Origin of the sequence: Rhodococcus sp. MSC1_016 (assembly GCF_023667485.2) — a bacterium.
In the GTDB taxonomy this organism is placed as follows: Bacteria; Actinomycetota; Actinomycetes; order Mycobacteriales; family Mycobacteriaceae; genus Rhodococcus_F; species Rhodococcus_F oxybenzonivorans.
Window position 1 is genome coordinate 1 of the sequence record NZ_JAMOZI020000002.1, and the last position, 16,342, is coordinate 16,342.

The following is a 16,342-nucleotide window of genomic DNA, read 5'->3' on the forward strand; positions in this document are numbered from 1 at the left end:
GTCGCGCCTTCGTCGTCGATCCACATATCCAAATCAGGGCTCAGGCGCACCGCATCGAACCAGCGGCACCCGATCGCCGCCCGGACCGCCGCCCCGGTGCTCTCCCCCACCCCGAGGTCGATCACCTCCGGGCGTCCGTCCAACCCGACCCGCACCGCCTGCACAGTCATCGTGGTCTGAGTGAGTGCCGAAAGCGTCGTTCGGGGGGATTCGTTCGAGTTAGCGGCGCTCAGTCGCCTATCTGCTGTTCAGAAGATTGATCGTCTAGTTTTGGCGCCGGTGGGGCACAGGATCGACCTGTGCCCCTGCTCCGGCCGCGCCCCTACTTCTGGGTGATGACGGGGCGAACGCCAGCGGTGATCGCCTCGGCGAGGTCCTGCGCCGACGGCGGGGACACGAGCTTCTCGAGGCCTGCCCACAGTTCGTCGTAGAACGTGTTGGCGGGCTGCCCTTTGTGTTGCTCGAAGATCGCGTCAACGGCGGCGGCGACGCGGGCGATCTGGGTGCGGTCGTGGTGCTCTGCGAAACGGATCACACTCATTGTGCTGTAGTTCTTTCTCTTGAAGGATCAGGCGATCTTGCGGTAGCCGAGGTGGTCGACGGCGACGTAGGCGATGTGCGGGGCCATCATCCCGAGCGCCTGGTGATGCCCGGCGATCTTTCCGGCCAATTCCTGCGCCTCGGCACTCGGATCGGCCGAGGACCTCACGGTGCCGGGCTTCGCGGTTTCGGCCTGCCTGTAGCCGAAGTTGTCGACGATCAGGGTTCCGAGCTGCGGGCCGAACTGGCCGATGCCTGCCCACTGCGCCTTCAGGCCTTCGGCCAGTGCGAGCGCTTCCGGGGTGGCGTTGGAGCTGTCAATCACGATCACAGGAGTGACCTTTCATAAGGGGAACACTAGTAGTACTTTGTTAGGTCGGGAAGGTGTGGTGGCAGAGCGGGCAGGTACCGATCCAACGGGCAAGTGCGCGTTGGAGTTCGCGCACGATTCCGTACAGGGTCAGTCCTGCCCAGTCGCTTTTGGGTCGGCCAGCCGCAGGGTGGTGAGGAACAGATGCGCGGCGGTGACCAGGGTGGCGTGGTGATGCCAGCCCAGCCAGGAGCGGCCCTCGAAATGGTCGAGTCCGAGACCGGTTTTCAGCTCCCGGTAGTCGTGTTCGATGCGCCAGCGGATCTTGGCCAGACGCACCAGCTCGGCGATCGCCGTGTCCTCGGGCAGGGTGGCCAACCAGTAATCGGTGGGCTGGGCTGCGCCCGAGGGCCATTCGGCGAGCAGCCACGCTGGCGGCAGGGCACCGTTCTCGTCGCGGGCAATGGTGCGGTTCGCCGGACGCACCCGCAGCGCCACGAACCGCGAGCGCATGACCGCGGTCGGATTACCCGGACCGGTCTTGGTGCCGCGACGCCAGGTGATTTCGGTCAGCGCCTCGACTCCGGCCGCCAGCACGAGATCCCTGCAGGTCGCGGCAGCGGCGTAGCGGCGGGTCGGAGGCCGGCCGCGTCCGGAGTACGGGGCGGCGGCCGGGACCGCGTCGCCGGGGTGCGCGAGGGTAGCGCCCTTGACCGCCACGACATAGACCAGATCACGGTCGGTCAGGCCCTGGCGGAAGGTGGCCGAGTCGCCGTAGCCGGCGTCGGCGACGATCACCGGCGGGGTCCGGCCCCACGAGATCAACTCGTCGAGCATCTCGAGGGCCATCACCGATTTGGTGCGGTGACGCTCGTCGTCGGGAATCGCGCTGCGCCGCCGGCGGGCGGCGATCGAGGCGGCCGCCGCTGGATCGTCGGCGCACCGGTCGTCCCAGCTCTCGGGCAGGTACAGGCGCCAGTCCAGTGGCGCGGACGCCGCATCGGTGGCGGCGTGCACGCTGACCGCGACCTGACAGTTTCCGACCTTGCCGAGGGTGCCCGAGTACTGCCGGGCCACACCCGGCGAGGATCCACCGTCCTTGGCGAACCCGGTGTCGTCGATCACCCACGCGTCCGGTGTGATCAGATCACACGCCTTGCGGGACAGCATTTTCCGTACCGGTACCACGTCCCACGGCGAGGTCGTGACGAACTGTTGCAACCGTTGGTGATCGACCCCGAGTCGCTCGGCCATCGGCTGCATCGACTTGCGGCGACCGTCGAGCATCACCCCTCGTGCATACACCCCCGCAGTCGCCCGCTGATCCTTGCGTTTGAGCGATGAGAAGACCTCACCGACGAACGACTCCAATTGCTCGTCGAGGCGAGCAAGACCGACTGCATCCACACCTCCGATGCTCTCGAGAATGGAACCGGAACTCGAGCCGACACGCCGAGGTAACAAAGTCCTACTAGGCATGGTTCCCGTTATTGAAATGTTATCGGCGCGTACCGACAGCGTCACAGCCGTTTGGGCCGCACCATCCCCGACAGTGGGTCCCCGTGCTTGGCGATCGCGGCGGCCAGGAACTCATCCCCAGCGGTGTCGGTCGTCATCGAACCTCCCCAGGTCATCCATGTGGAATCAGGTGAGATTGACGCTAGAAGCAGGGATTGGAGGTGTTTCAGTCACGGCGAGGGCGGCGACCGTTGCCGATTGCACGTCGAACGAGAGTAGGTCCTCGGACACACCACTACTCGTTTCAGGGGCAGCGCGCCGACGATGGATCATGCGTTGTTACGCCTGCGACGCATTCGTCGCGGCCGAATCGACTTGTGAAACTGCTCGACAAGCTGATCGTGAGCGGTTTCGAGCGCGGGACGCTCGGCTAGCAGTTGTCCGGTATCGCTGTAGGGGTCTTCATTCGGGGAGTACTTGTGCTCCGCAGCCGAATGAAGTTCCCTGACGGCGTCAGCCTTGCGCGCCAAATACTCGTCCAGCAGGTGCAGTTGTTGCGCAACAATTGCCATCTGCCTCGTTAGCGCCCAAGGATCTGAGTCCTTAGGAGCCGCACGGCCCGTTCCTTCGAGGTGGCTTAGGTCCGCGCTCAGCTCGGACTGTCGTTGCCCGGACAATTCCAGCATCGAGCCGGTCAGACGAAGCATCTCGTCTCGACGCCACTTGTCCGTCTCTCGCTGATCTGTACGCCACTGAGTGAACAAGAAGTTGGCGACGGTAGCCGCAATTGCAACGATCGACAGTGCAGTAGCCCACATTCCGGACAGGCTACGACCACCAGTCGTGGACGACCACATCAAGTGTCGACTCGCGCGGCCGAACCCACGATCGCTAGGGAATGACGCACGATGTGGCGCCGATTCCGGCCCACTCCAATCCGATCATGCCCAGCTCCTCAAGGTCGGCCCAGGGCACCACGAGCCCGCCGTCGACGACGGATCGCACCGTCACGGCCATCACCGCATCGGGCGAGCAACGGCCCGCGCGCTCACGAGCCGTACCGACGATCGGCTCGAACACTGCCTGCACCACTCCTGCCGGCAGCAAGTCGTCCCGACGACGCGATGGCACCGTCACGCCGAATCTGACGACCGCCGCGAAGAATGCGTCGACATCGTCGGTGGCGGCGACCAGCAGGGCGCGGTGCGCAGTGATTCCCGCGGCACAGTGTGGTGAGCCGCCCTGTCGTGTCAGCCACGACAACCCACACCGGGAGTAGTTCTGATTGACGGACGGCATCGTTCATGGTGGGCACCGTACGAGGGTCCCAGCCCGACGAGACAGCCGGTCAGCACCGAGCCCCCCGGTATTCGTAACGGCGGCGAGCATGCGAATGACTTCCTCCCCACCTGCCGTTCTCCTATGGCACCACGTTCGCGGTCGCGGCGGATGCACTCGTCGACGGAGTCGGCACCTCGACCACGACGACGGGCACATCGCACGGGCGAGGAACTCCTTCCAGACAGCGAGGTTGCAGTGGGTCGAGCAGGGCGTCATCGCACACGACACGCCGGCCCTCCCGCAACGCTGCCGCGGCCCGGGCGCGCTGAGTGAGGGAGACGTCCTCGGTGAGGTCACATTTCTGCGGTGAACAGTCCGGCGCTGAGGTCGTCGCGGTTGATCCGAACCCGATGCTCCGGGTTTTGCTGTACCCACGGACGCGCGAGGGCCGCTTTTCGTGGCGACTGAGGCATCTGTGCTGGTGATAGGGGTGCAGTTCGGGAAAGTGGCACACTGAATCTGTGCAAGTCAGGTCGAACGCGGCAACCCCGCCGGCGCACCCCAACTGGCACCAGCCGTGGATCGGTCCGTACGCGCGCCGGCCGTCCACCATGCACGGTCACCGCCGACCGCGGCTATGGCGAGAAAGCCGTCGAAGACGACCTCCACGACCTCGGCGTGCGCCACGTCATCCTCCCCCGCAAGGGCACACCCTCAGCTGGCCAGCGAGCCGAGGAACACGGACCAGCATTCCGACGAACAATTAAGTGGCGCACCGGAGTCGAAGGCGGGATCAGCGCCCTCGAACGCGGATACGGCCGGGACCGCAACTGCATCGACAGTACCGAAGGCGCCAAGATCTGGGTCGGCCACGGGGTCCTGGCGCACAATCTGGTCACGCTCAGCAGCCTGGCAGCGTGAAAGACGCGATCGGAGAAGTCTGTGACCAACCCAACCCCGACCGGTCAAGAACGGCCGAATCATGCTCGCCGAGGCGCCTCGTTTTTCAGGTCGAAGTTACCAGCTGTAGTCGTTGTGTGCCACTTCTCTCCCGGCCTAGTGCGTTGACCATGAACGTTGGCCGGGGTGGGTGACACACCGCTGAGAATCCGGCGCTATGTCCGGGATGCTGCACTCTCAAGGGCGGTAGTAGCTGTCGAGAGCGTGGGGTGGTTTGTGGCGGAACCGGTTCGAGCGCGTCGGTTGACCGTGCGGAAGGCATGCGGCTGCAGCAGATTGTGCGCCGCGGCAAGGGGTCGGCGATCCGGGTGCGCCGGGCGATGATCATCATGGCATCGGCGTCCGGGACACCGGTGCCGGCAATCGCGCGGCTGGTGGCCGCCGACGAGGACACCGTTCGGGGTGTGATCCACGCGTTCAACGACAAAGGCTTGGCCGCGCTAGACCCTCGGTGGGCGGGAGGCCATCCCCGCCTGATCACCGATGACGACATCGCCTTCGTCGTCACGACGGCCACCACGCGCCCGGCCAAGCTCGGACAGCCGTTCACACACTGGAGCCTGCGCAAACTCGCCGCCTATCTGGCCGACAACCCCGTCCGGGCCGTTGGGGTCGGGCGCGAGCGGCTGCGACAGATCTTGTGTGAGCGTGGGATCACGTTCCAGCGCACCCGCACGTGGAAAGAGTCCACTGACCCGGACAAGGAGGCGAAACTGGACCGGATCGAGCAGGTCACCACCAAACACCTGGACTGGTGCTTCGCGTTCGACCAGTTCGGTCCGTTGTCGATCCGGCCCTGCCACGGATCGGCGTGAGCACCGCGGTCCGAGCCGCATCGGCTGCCCGCGACCTACCGCCGCACCCACGCCAGTCCGGTACTTCCACGGCTGCTACAGCCGCGTTGACGACCAGCTGTGGGGCGTGACCCGCCGCCGCAAGGGCGGCGATCACAGGCTGGCCGCGTTCAAGTCGATCAGGACCGCGCCCCGACGGCGAGCCGGTTTATGTGATCCTGGACAAACTTTCGGCGAACAAGCCACCCAAAATTCGTTCCTGGGTGGCGGAAAACAACGTAGAACTGTGTTTCACGCCGACCAACGCGTCCTGGGCGAACCCGATCGAGGCCCAGTTCGGGCCGTTGAGCACCTTCGTGATGGGCGATTCGAACCACGCCAACCACACCGTTCTGGCCCGGCGCCTGCAGGACTACCTGCGCTGGCGCAACGTCAACGCCCGCCACCCAGACGTCCTGGCAGCACAACGCCAAGAACCGCGCCCGCGTCCGCAGCGAACGCCAAAAACGCTGGGGCCGACTACGGGCCGGCGCAGCCGCGGCCTGACCGGTGAACGTTCATGGCCAACGCACTAACGCCTAGTTTTTCGTCTCTGGCCAGACGAGAAGTGGTGAGCTAACGGGATTGACCCTTCGCCCCATCGGCGGTCCTCCAACCTCAACCGTATAGCCACCCGGAGGGAGGCTTGGGACCTTGAGACACGCGAAACCACTCCTCGCTACTAGGTTGGCCTGTTCGACCTCGAAACCAAATTCATTCTTGACGGATACTACGAGTGGCTGAGGACCTTCTTCGCAGACCACCTCGACACGAAATGGATCACTGCTACCCACCAACTCGGGAACGTTCACTTGAACGTCGGAACTCGCTCTTGCTTTGAAGATCAATCGCGTCGCAGTAACGACGGATTCGATTTCATCCAACGCGGCGACGTTGCATTGGAGGCTGCCATGCTTGTCGGCGACTCGGCGAAGCGAGTTGTCACTTAGTCGAACGTTCTTCGGTAGCGACGGCGCAGGGACGGTGCCGTCGCCACCCAGATCTTCCCCCTTGTAGGTGGAGTGAATCTGCCAGGCCCCACTCGAAAGCGAGGCGGTTGTACCCGTGACCTGCTTCGTTCCCACGATTGCGTGACGTCTCGATGCGCTATCGGCATCTGACTCCTCAGCCGTCTCGATGTCTTTGTAGAACTGAAGAGCCTCGCGAACGCGGGCACCGGAAAGGTCCGGCATGCTCGTGTCAGTCAAGAAATCCACATCTCCCGATCTCTCCACGCATGCATACGTCGGAAGCAATTGATAGATCGAAGGTAAGGATCGCGCGAACTGATGAAAATCGATACCAATCCTCGCCAAGAGTTTCATGGGCCCATGCACCAACTTGTCGAGAGCGTCTATCGATCCGCGGTATGGTGTTCCCAAGGTGATGATCTTGTTGGTGATCTCAGCACCTCCCTCGAGGTACACGTATGAGCGCGCTATCAGTCCGCCCATCGAGTGGCACACAAACGTCACCTTTGCATCGCGGTTCTCAATGGCTGCGTCCCGCCACCGTTGCAACGCGACCTCGACCCGGCGTTTCAGCAATCTGGCAGTATAACGGTTGGATAGGCGCCAATCGTAAGGGAACAAAATGAGGTTCGGTGCACCGAGCCCCTCGCGAGAATCGGTGCTGAATCCCACACTATTCAACCGCTCTACGATTCTCTCGTATCCGTGCACAGGTGACCAAATTCCGGGTACATGGTGCAAGCATGGCATCAGTGCGCCTGCCGTAACTCCGTCGTCAGGCGACTCGTCGCCTATCCCATCGGGCAATTCGAGTGACTTAATCTCGCGGCCAAACGTTTTGATCGCCCCGAGCAGAGCGCCTGGACGGACCGACCACACTTCGGTCTCGTCGCGAATCAAGGTACTTCCCATTATCCCAGGGATAACCACGACAAGGTCATTGCTGTTCATTCTTCGCCTTCTACGCGGGAGGAATACAAGAGTGGAATTGCTTTGAGAAACTGAGCCTTTGAAGCGCCGAGCCGTGCCAGTATCTGGGTCCAGTCAGATACTCGATCAGGCGCGATCTCCGCTGCCATCGAGATCATCTGCCTCGCGGGTTCGGTGTCATCCGAGACTGTCATCGCAGCGGCGGCATAGAACGACGAAATGGCGACGAGATCGCCTGCTTGTGCAGCCGCCGCACGGTCGAACAGTAGAAGTGACGCATGCAGAAGGGGCTTTTCGTCGAAGTCCAACGCGATTTGCTCGAGTCGTGCTGATGCTACGTCGGCATCCTTGTCGGCAAGTGCGGTGATTTCGTGGTGAATATTGTACTTGGACAACGAGACTAGCCATGACGCCCGCAGCGCGTTGCTGTTCCCCGTATGTGCGAGCTGACGCAGGTGCTCCACCACTACATCGTCGCGTACCGCATCACCGCGTGTATCGACTAGTTCGAGCTGCTGCTCGAAGCTTGCGTCGACAAGCGCTTGCGCCAGCTCCTTCAGGATCAGTGCTCGATATGCCGCGTCGATTCCAATCTGCTGAACCGTTGACCGAATGTCTCGAAGCACTTGGACACGTTCGGGCGCCGCCACCAGGTATGCCTCTTCGAAGGCGACGTCGTACGTGTCCTCCAGCAGCTCCATGTTGTTGCGTAGGTAGTCGGCACCTTCGAGATGTGTCGGCTTCGTAACCCACTCCCCGGCGGCTTCCAGATCTTGAATGCTCAGTCGCAGCCACTCAGGCACCCCGGACCTGGAATTCTCTGCCCAGGCACGGTCGAACTCATAGGGATCGTGCGAGCGGCGTCGTCTCGCTAACTGATGGATGTTGAACGTCATCCGGGATGTTTCCGGGCCCTCCGCAAGTGCTTGGTGGAGCCATGCGGCGACCTGGGGATGTCCCAGATATGCCTCGCTCGCGCGCGCTGCCAGGAGAAATGCTCTCTGGCCTGCAGTGTCGACACCGTCAAGGGAGCGTTGCAGAGCCAGGTCAGCTGCCGGCAGGTCGCCTGTTTCGATTCCGCTGTATTCGATCGTTGCTAGTGCGCACGCGATGCCCTCGAGGTTGCGGTCCTCGATCGGTCGTGCTTCGAGATACTGGTCGAGCGCGGCGGTGGCTGCCTCCAGACTCAACTGGTACTCACCCTCCCCGTACGCGCTCCGGGCTTGGCAGTTGCGGGCCGCACCAAGTTCTGGTCGATACGATCCGTCACGCACGACGAGGGCTTCGAATACCGAAACTGCCAGGCTCGCCGACTCAACAGCCTGCCGAAACTCCTCTCGCTTGCCATGTACTGATCCAAGAACACGCAGCGCGTTTCCGTGGAGGTGTGTGCCCTCCCCGCCAGCCTCCACGTAGCCCGCAACGCCCTCCTGCGCATAGCGCAGTGCCATATCGGGGTCGATGTCGATAACTGTCTTCACCGATTCGATCTTGATATGAGCAAGAGCACTCGCACCTATCCGGCCCTCGGCAGCCAACGTGCGGCCGATTTCGACTGCGGCGACAGCAGCTGCTGCAGAGCCGATAGAGTTACCGAGCGAGTGAAGGTGCCTCGCGAGTTGCGACAGCGTTTGGGCAACATCCGGCAGGTAGCGGGGATTCTTCGCAGCGAGTAGCTGATAGCGACTGACAGCCTCTCGCGATGCGGCTACGGCTCGCTCCGCGTTGCCGACATTTGCCAATCTGTTTCCGTAGTTCGCGGTCACGCGGGCGACGTCCGCTTCGAGTCCTGGTTCGGACTCGAGCGCCGCCGTATAGATGCCAAGTGCTTCCTCGGTATGCTTCAGCGCGAGTGCATGATTTCCTAATTGCATGAGACAGTTCGCGTAGTTGTCGAGCTGCATGCCGAGGTCGGGCCGGCGAGCGGGCTCCCTGGAAGCCAGCTCTCGCGTGATCGCAACTGCCTCACGGGTGGCTGCTTCAGCCAGTTCGGGACGTCCCGAGGTGAGAAGTATCGCTCCGTGGTTCTGCAGCGAACCCGCGAGGTATTTACGTTCTGTGTCCGTTGGATTTTCTATTGCCCTGTATCCCTGCACGACCTCGGCGATACAGTCGAGTGCGGCAATTAGCTGATTGTTGTCGAGGTATCTGTTTGCTAGGTCGTTAAAGCACGCGATGCGTTGGGCCAGCCATAGGGAACCATCGTTAACCGTTTGGTCGAGAATCGACTTGGCCTCAAGTGCTGCTGCAAGCCCGTCCGAGAACTCGCCAACCGCCGCATAGTGACTGCCGAGGTTGCTCAGGGCTTGAACCAGGGTCAGTTTGTCCCGCGTTCGATCGCTCTCCTCCACAAGATCTTGTAGTACCGTTGCGGCGTCCTTGCTGGTTGCCAATGCTTCGTGGTGATCGCCGGAGGCGCTCTGCGCCAAAGCTAAGGTGTTCAGTGCTGTGCCGAGCCGGTGATGGTTCTCGCCGCCCCTCGCGAGGAATTCCCGTTCGAACGCAACCGCTTGCGCCGCGACTTCAACCGCTTTCTGGTTTGATCCGGATTCGATCAGCGCAATCGCGTAGTTGTGCGCGGCGGCGGCGAAATCGGGGATGTAGTCCGGCTGTTCGCCAGCCAGTCGGCGGTATTCCTTGAGCGCAGTCGCGTTCGTATCCAGGGCTGCACCGATTTGCCCGGCCTCCTGATAGCAATTCCCCAGATGCAGTAGGGATTGAGCACGTCCGTCTCGCGATGAGGTGCTCGCGATGTCGAGATCCGTCCAGCTAGCTACGGACTCCTGCGCGAGCGAGATTGCGAGGTCGGTGTTTCTAGCGCTCAGCGCCTCGATGGAAACTCCCATTAGGGCGTAGGCAAGGTGCTCGATCATCGTGCCGCCTGCATCTGCGTGCTGGCGCAAGAGCGCGAGGCCCTCGGCTCCGGCCCGCATCACGTATCGCCACAGATAGCGGTCGAGATGTCTATCTCCGCTGGTAACTCGGGTCGTTTGAGACAATCTGGCTGCTCGTTGAACTAGCGCCTGCGCCACGACAGCCTCGGGTTGTCCCCCGTCGAACTCTTCCGTCGCCTTTCTGCGGAAATGGTCCGTGATGAGTTCGTGCGCGAGCCGGTATACCGCTATTCCTTGCTCCGAGTCCTCAACTATGTAGCGCCCCAGCTGGCGCAGTACCCAGCTGATCTCCGCACTGGTGAACTCTGCAGGATTTCGGCGAACCTCGGAATTGGCGATCGCTAGCCAGTCCTCCTCCGGTAGCCCGGCCCCGAGCCCCCACTGAAGGGCTTCAAGTAGTTCCCCCGCAACAGCACCGCTGTGTTGGCCCGGTCGCGATGTTTCGGGTTGGTCGACGCGGTTCGTCGCCTGGTCGAGGGCGTCCCCGATCCCACTACTCACATGTTGTTCCCACCCTGCCTGCGTTGTGGAGACGGGTAGCTCTCGCAGTTGATCGGTGACGAGCCGCGCCAGGAGAAACGACGGAGTCGAATGGCTATCGAACAGACCCTTGAAATGCTCTAATACAGCATCAGGATCCATATCAACCGATACGCCCGTGAGCCGACTCCGCATGAACATCTCGATCGATTCCCAGCCGGACCTTCGATACTCGTCCTGATCTAGATCAAGGACGCGATCCGAGGCAATCGGTCGTTGTCCCTCTTCTGGGCCAGAGGTAAGCACGTCTTCGATGCGGACCTGGGCAGGCGGGGCTGTTTCGCTCATGAATGAAGCAACATTGTTGCGGCTGCTCGACGCGGGCTTCAGCGAGATTGGGCGGGTAGCTACCACAATCGTTGCAAAAGGCGCCAGAGGAAGAATCAAGCGCTCGACGATATCGAGCGCCTCATCGCGTGCCTCATCCAACCCGTCAACGACGATGACCGGGCGTCGACGACCACGCGGGGAATCTGCGCGGAAGTAGCGCTCCAATCCGCCGAGCAATTCGTTCGCGTTTCGCTGGAACTCAGCGGCCGGAAGATATCCACTCGCAACGAGCTCACGGTCGATAGCGGCGGCGGCGACGTTCCTATCAATACCGCGGGCACTGATCCGCACGACAGGGTGTTGTCGAGGTACGCAATTTTCCGAGGTGGCGTCCGACGTGATGACATGATCAATCAAAGCACTCTTCCCACAACCTGCGGCGCCAACCAGGACAAAAATCCCCGGCTCCGCAGCCTCGATCCAGGAGTTCAGTGTCGCCACTTCAGCGGTCCGGCCGCTGAACACGACCACACCGTTGGCACCGTCAAACAGATCTTGAACGATCACGGGTTGACTGTCTTCGGACCACAAAGGGTTCCGGATCATGGGACGAGAGTCGCCCACCTGTGAAAAGAGCGGCTTGGCGAGTTTAGTCGGATCCCATTCCTTCTGTACTGCGTCACCGAGGTCGTCACCACGGATCAAACGGTTGCGTGGCGACCAGCGGCGCCACAATTCGTCGGCATGCGCCGCATCAGGATCAGGCCCTGAGGTTAGCAGTTCCTTAAGGCGAGGTCCCAACGACTGTTGCCGAGCGCGCTCATTCGAAGCGCAGGATGTAAGTACGCCGATCCAATTCGCCTCTCCCATCGTGGGATAAGCCGCGAAGAGTTCGTGCACCAGGATCGATACATTTAGTGCCGCACCGGAATGGCACGTATCGATGATGAGAAGGATCTGGCTTGCCCCCGACAGCGAGCATGGCCCGGCGAGTTGCGCTGGACTGAAACCAGATATGGCATCAGCTTCGCTATCAGTTGCGAGCAGACGGACGCCGTCCGCCTTCGAGCCCTCAATACCGTGGCCCGACCACATCAGCACTAGACATCCAGCTGATGAGGAGAAATGGGATTTGATCTCCTTCAGTCGCGCGGTTACGTCCGCCTCGGTCGGATCCGCCAAGACCCTCCCCGTGAAGTGATCTCCGAGCAACGATGCGACCGCTGAGATTTCTGCGACAGAATGCTCAAGTTCAGGTAGTTCGTCAGCGCTGTAGGTATTGACGCCTACCCCAACGAACAGCCCGTCGACATCGGACGCCATGATTCGATCTCCTCATCTGCTGAAGTCAACCAGCTATTTGCACCACGCGATCGCACCCAGAAACGAGGATCCCTCCGCGCTTCGAACGAAATCATGCAGGCGCACGGTCTGCGGCTATGTGGCGGCGCTCCGCCGGACTCGCCGACATGTTGCGGATCGGAGCGATGCTGTATTTCGGCTGGCGACCGAGTAAGCGAAGAAGAGAGCTCCGGGCATCACTCATACCTCACCACCTCCGCGGCCAATGCGTCCCAGTCCTGAGCCACCGCGCGACCTCGTATCCGCCGATCGTGAGCAACCTCGACTGCCAGACATCCCATGCGGAGAAGCACCGGAACGTTCACGTGCCGCAACGCCATACCCTTCCGGTCATCGAGCACAATCATCCGCGCCAACGTCTTACCGGCGGACGCGAGCCCAACCAGTGAATGGGCCGCGAGGAGCAGCTCACCGCGGCGTGCCTGCTCCCGCTCGTCCAGGCGCGCACTGCCGGTGACCGCGTACGCACGGGAATGAACATGGGTGCGGAGAATGACCTCGGTGGTGATCACACTCAGCGAAGGGGTGAGGATCCCGGATCGCACGTTCAGCCCATTGCCCGCCGAGGAACCCAGGTACACCTCGTGCGCGAACTTACGGAGTGCCCGGTGGTCGAGCTCATTCAGCCAGGAGGCACCGGGCATCGGCAGGCTCATCGGGGTCACCAGGTCCGCCGCCAAGTGCTGGGCCCACAACACGAGTGCCTCCGGGAGGGAGTCGACCTCCCGAAACCGGCCCCCGACCGTGACGTCGTGCTTGTTGCCGTAATCCCAGCGGACGCCGCGGAACTCGCCCGCACGAATCTGCCGGAGCGCCTCGAACGGACGAGCCAGATCATGCCCAGGGGAGCGGACCCGATGGGCACGACCGCCGAACCCGGGACCGGTGTAGTCGATCGGCAACCTCTCGCCGGCCCGCTCCCGCGCCCGCATCCACCCGGTCTTCCTCGTCGCACCGAACCCCTGAGCAAAAGCCCCGTCGAGGGCGGAGTCGTACCAAACCGCCGCCACCCCCAGCACGGTCGCGAACCCGACCGCGAGCACGTCGTCGCGGTCCCACGGGATGCGCTGCCGGGCCCGCCACCGGTCAAAACCCACGCGCTGATCGGAGGTGAGTGCGGCATCGAGGTCAACGTCGGTCCAGCCGCGCTGGATATGGAGCCGGTCATTGGCGGCAGTCAGCTCCGCATACGAGGTGCGCTCGGCGGTGTCGTTCTCCGGCAGCCGGTCCGGGACCCCACCGGCCAGGGCGGTGTCGGTGGCCGATTCCAGCTCGGCGAGCCGTCGGCTGAGGGTGTCGAGGTTCCGGTCCACCGTATCGTCCATACTCATTGCGCGGCGGTTTCCGGGAGCCGGTCCAGGATGACCTCGAGTGCCCCCTCGGCACGCTTGGCGTCCGCGTGCTGCCTGCGCAGTTCCTCACGCAGTTCCTTGTTCTCCGCGGTCAGCCGTGCGTTCTCACGCGAGAGTTCCCGGATCCGGTCCAGGAGTCGTTCACCGTCGGCGACGACCTTCTCGAGCCGCTCCTGCAGGCTTTGGACGACGCGGCGTTGCTTCTCGTCCCGGTTCTCCGCCTCGATCAGCACACATCGTGCGATCAGATCCAGGCGCATCGCGTCCGCCACCACCTGACCGGTCGTCCACGGTGTCCAGCGGGCACCGGCCGCAGCTACGCTGGCTCCGGCGATGCCACCGATCCCGGTCACCAGGGCAGTGCCGCCAGCGATGCCGAAACCGCCGGCGGCGATCGCGCCGCCGCCGAGGGTGGCCAAACCGGCCGAGGTCGCTGCCGCCCCGGTCAATCCGGCGGCACTGCCGATCGCGGCGCCGATCACCGGTGCCGCCCAGCCGCCGGTGGCCACGCCTGCCGCCAGGCCGGCCGCACCGATGACGGCCACCTTCCCCCAGTGCACACTCTTACGCCTCAGCCGACGAAGCAGAAGGGTGTGCTCTTCCCGCATCCGGTCCAGATCCGCCCGGTCGAGGTGCGGGAACTCGTCCACCAACGCCTCGAGGGCGGTGCGGCGGGTGGCGGCGTGCCAGGAGGCTTTCGCCGGCCACGGATCGAACAAGATGAGGTCAACCAGCACCAGCAACGACCGCTCCCGCGAATCGAACAGCCGAGGAAGGCGCCGACCCTGGTCGGCAATGGCGCCCGCCGCAGCCGCCGTCTCCTGGGTGTCCATGTCCACCAGCAGTGGTGTCAGCCAGTCCGCGCGGTCCGGCCGATCCTCGGCCGCCACCCGGCGGAAGCCCGCGACGGCCTCGTCCAGCACCGCTTTTTTGGCGGCCACGGACTTATCGGAATTCGTGGCGTCGAGATCCGACTTCATCAACGACACCTGCATCGCCGCCAGCGCCACCGACTCCGACCACTCCAACGTCCCGATCGGACCAACATCATTCGTGGACATGACCGCCCCCCTTCGCACCGACACCGATGGCTTAGTATCACCGATCGATCCGACACCGCGGTTCAGACGCCCCGGAAACTACCGTGACGGGTTAGTCAGCCTGCACCTCAGTGTCATTCACGCGAACGACACTCGGCAGTGGACTGACACATGGCATCGACGGCCTCCGCCCGGTGCCGCATCCGGCAGAAGTCCGCGGCGCTGCCGCCTGGCCTGAACGCCGCAGCAGCCGTCGTCGTCGTCACGGATCCAACCTCTCCAGGCCTAATCACCCGCTGTTACCACCCGCATCGGCTACGCCCCCGCCGGACGAACCTCAGCCTGTTCGCGGTGCAGGCGGACACCTCATTTGCTAGTTGGGGCACCGATCGACGTCCCGGCCGTCGACATTCACCGTGGCCCGCCAATGCCACTCGCTACCGAGAGCGGCCACCACCGCGGAGGGAAGTACCGCCGTCACCTGACCGGGCACGCTGACATCCGGTGCACCCGAAAGATCTGCTGCTGCGCGCCCGCGAAGGTGAAGTAGGCGATCTGGACCCGGTCGACTATGCCCCTACCTCGAAGCGATGGGACACGGCATGCCCCCGCACGGCGGGTTCGCCATCGGCCTGCAGCGGTGGGTCTCGCGGCTCCTCGAAGCCGACAACATCCGATACGCCACCCTCTTCCCCCGGGACATCTATCGGATTCGCCCTGACAGGCTGTTGCACAAGAGAAATGGTGCGAGTCGATGCGCCCCACGTCGTCGACCCGCACCAAGCCAATTCTCGGTGCTCCTCGCTTGACAAGAGAGGTTTCCCACAATCGGATCCTTAGGCGGCGATCTGTCTGGGTGCGGACCTGCCTGAGCAACGATCCAGCTGACTCACCCCGAAATGGTCCGCCCTCGGATCTTTGCTCCGCAGACCTTGCGCAAAGAGGGCTACTGAGGGCTGATCGCGGCTCGTGCTCGAAGATAGGTGACCCAGCTGTAGCCGTCCCTCTGGATTCGCTCCGTCTCTACCCATCGCGTCGGATCGATGTCCGGAAACACCACGTCCCCGTCCAGATCGGCCTCGATCTCGGTGATCTCCAGGCAGTCCGCACTATCGAGCAGCTGAGCGTAGACCTCGCCCCCGCCGAAACCGATGACCTCTTCGTCCCCCGCGGCCGCGAGAGCCTCGGGAATCGAACCCACAACCGTCGCACCCGTCGGCGCCCAATCAGTGCGACGGGTCACCACGACCGTTCGCCGACCCGGGAGAGGCTTGCCAATGGAATCGAACGTGCGTCGCCCCATCACCAGCGTCCGCCCGAGCGTCAAACCCTTCACCCGTTGCAGATCATTCCGGTCCCGCCACGCCAGATCCCCATCCCGCCCGATGACGCCGTTCCGGGCAACCGAGGCAATCAATGTCACACGCACCCGACCATCATGCCCAACACCGAGTCACAACCTGGACACCTACCCCCGAACGGCCTCGTCGCCGACGGAAGAGTCGGAGCAACTGGCACCGAGGTACCTGGTCCTGACGCCGATCGTGTCGTTGTCGAGCTCAACGTACGCCAGCTGCGGAACGCTTGAACACAGTTCGCCA

Annotated in this window: 13 protein-coding genes and 1 pseudogene; 4 read left to right on the forward strand and 10 right to left on the reverse strand. The window is 63.2% G+C overall.

Annotated elements, in window-relative coordinates; genetic code table 11:
• Window positions 1-322 precede the first annotated feature (322 nt).
• The 5 genes from L1080_RS32425 to L1080_RS32445 all read right to left on the reverse strand — a co-directional run bounded on the left by L1080_RS32425 (window position 323) and on the right by L1080_RS32445 (window position 3,607).
• Complete coding sequence (locus L1080_RS32425; protein WP_250776436.1) at window positions 323-541, reverse strand: hypothetical protein; 219 nt, start codon at window positions 539-541, stop codon at window positions 323-325.
• A 27-nt stretch (window positions 542-568) separates the two neighbouring features.
• Window positions 569-871: a hypothetical protein gene (locus tag L1080_RS32430; protein ID WP_250776437.1), complete on the reverse strand. Its 303-nt coding sequence runs from the start codon at window positions 869-871 to the stop codon at window positions 569-571.
• A gap of 129 nt (window positions 872-1,000) precedes the next feature.
• Window positions 1,001-2,257 carry an IS701 family transposase gene (locus tag L1080_RS32435; protein WP_250776438.1) on the reverse strand — a complete coding sequence of 419 codons (1,257 nt, stop codon included), beginning with the start codon at window positions 2,255-2,257 and terminating at the stop codon, window positions 1,001-1,003.
• A 380-nt stretch (window positions 2,258-2,637) separates the two neighbouring features.
• Window positions 2,638-3,126, reverse strand: coding sequence for a hypothetical protein (locus tag L1080_RS32440; protein ID WP_250776439.1), 489 nt, complete (start codon window positions 3,124-3,126; stop codon window positions 2,638-2,640).
• Window positions 3,127-3,199: 73 nt separating this feature from the next.
• Window positions 3,200-3,607, reverse strand: coding sequence for a hypothetical protein (locus L1080_RS32445; RefSeq protein ID WP_250776440.1), 408 nt, complete (start codon window positions 3,605-3,607; stop codon window positions 3,200-3,202).
• Between the two features lie 514 nt (window positions 3,608-4,121).
• On the opposite strand from L1080_RS32445, the pseudogene L1080_RS32450 reads away from it, so the two are divergent.
• The 3 genes and pseudogenes from L1080_RS32450 to L1080_RS32460 form a co-directional block, all read left to right on the forward strand.
• A pseudogene (locus tag L1080_RS32450) lies at window positions 4,122-4,510 on the forward strand (transposase); the annotation flags it as partial.
• A 299-nt stretch (window positions 4,511-4,809) separates the two neighbouring features.
• Window positions 4,810-5,364: a helix-turn-helix domain-containing protein gene (locus L1080_RS32455; RefSeq protein ID WP_250776441.1), complete on the forward strand. Its 555-nt coding sequence runs from the start codon at window positions 4,810-4,812 to the stop codon at window positions 5,362-5,364.
• A gap of 131 nt (window positions 5,365-5,495) precedes the next feature.
• On the forward strand, window positions 5,496-5,918 hold the full coding sequence (locus tag L1080_RS32460) for a transposase (RefSeq protein ID WP_308202203.1): 423 nt from the start codon (window positions 5,496-5,498) through the stop codon (window positions 5,916-5,918).
• A 3-nt stretch (window positions 5,919-5,921) separates the two neighbouring features.
• On the opposite strand, the gene L1080_RS32465 is transcribed toward L1080_RS32460, so the two are convergent.
• The 4 genes from L1080_RS32465 to L1080_RS32480 form a co-directional block, all read right to left on the reverse strand.
• On the reverse strand, window positions 5,922-7,304 hold the full coding sequence (locus L1080_RS32465; RefSeq protein WP_250776443.1) for an esterase/lipase family protein: 1,383 nt from the start codon (window positions 7,302-7,304) through the stop codon (window positions 5,922-5,924).
• Window positions 7,301-12,310, reverse strand: coding sequence for an AAA family ATPase (locus L1080_RS32470; RefSeq protein ID WP_250776444.1), 5,010 nt, complete (start codon window positions 12,308-12,310; stop codon window positions 7,301-7,303). Before L1080_RS32470 ends, L1080_RS32465 begins: the two co-directional genes overlap by 4 nt.
• Before the next feature lie 215 nt (window positions 12,311-12,525).
• On the reverse strand, window positions 12,526-13,680 hold the full coding sequence (locus L1080_RS32475; protein WP_250776445.1) for a hypothetical protein: 1,155 nt from the start codon (window positions 13,678-13,680) through the stop codon (window positions 12,526-12,528).
• Window positions 13,677-14,762 carry a hypothetical protein gene (locus tag L1080_RS32480; protein WP_250776446.1) on the reverse strand — a complete coding sequence of 362 codons (1,086 nt, stop codon included), beginning with the start codon at window positions 14,760-14,762 and terminating at the stop codon, window positions 13,677-13,679. Before L1080_RS32480 ends, L1080_RS32475 begins: the two co-directional genes overlap by 4 nt.
• 569 nt (window positions 14,763-15,331) lie before the next feature.
• Here L1080_RS32480 and L1080_RS32485 point away from each other — a divergent pair.
• Entirely contained in the window at window positions 15,332-15,550 is a 219-nt protein-coding gene (locus tag L1080_RS32485) for an amino acid--tRNA ligase-related protein (RefSeq protein ID WP_374435485.1), read from the forward strand.
• 137 nt (window positions 15,551-15,687) lie between these two features.
• Here the strand turns inward: L1080_RS32485 and L1080_RS32490 are convergent, their stop codons facing one another.
• Window positions 15,688-16,170: a dihydrofolate reductase gene (locus L1080_RS32490; protein ID WP_250776448.1), complete on the reverse strand. Its 483-nt coding sequence runs from the start codon at window positions 16,168-16,170 to the stop codon at window positions 15,688-15,690.
• Window positions 16,171-16,342: the final 172 nt, after the last annotated feature.

Bases quoted from the DNA above. Each gene is read 5' to 3' on its own strand.
- L1080_RS32480 (WP_250776446.1), bottom strand. From the start codon at position 14,762: ATGTCCACGAATGATGTTGGTCCGATCGGGACGTTGGAGTGGTCGGAG.
- L1080_RS32465 (WP_250776443.1), bottom strand. From the start codon at position 7,304: ATGAACAGCAATGACCTTGTCGTGGTTATCCCTGGGATAATGGGAAGT.
- L1080_RS32475 (WP_250776445.1), bottom strand. From the start codon at position 13,680: ATGAGTATGGACGATACGGTGGACCGGAACCTCGACACCCTCAGCCGA.
- L1080_RS32455 (WP_250776441.1), top strand. From the start codon at position 4,810: ATGCGGCTGCAGCAGATTGTGCGCCGCGGCAAGGGGTCGGCGATCCGG.
- L1080_RS32440 (WP_250776439.1), bottom strand. From the start codon at position 3,126: ATGTGGGCTACTGCACTGTCGATCGTTGCAATTGCGGCTACCGTCGCC.
- L1080_RS32470 (WP_250776444.1), bottom strand. From the start codon at position 12,310: ATGGCGTCCGATGTCGACGGGCTGTTCGTTGGGGTAGGCGTCAATACC.
- L1080_RS32445 (WP_250776440.1), bottom strand. From the start codon at position 3,607: ATGCCGTCCGTCAATCAGAACTACTCCCGGTGTGGGTTGTCGTGGCTG.
- L1080_RS32485 (WP_374435485.1), top strand. From the start codon at position 15,332: ATGGGACACGGCATGCCCCCGCACGGCGGGTTCGCCATCGGCCTGCAG.
- L1080_RS32425 (WP_250776436.1), bottom strand. From the start codon at position 541: ATGAGTGTGATCCGTTTCGCAGAGCACCACGACCGCACCCAGATCGCC.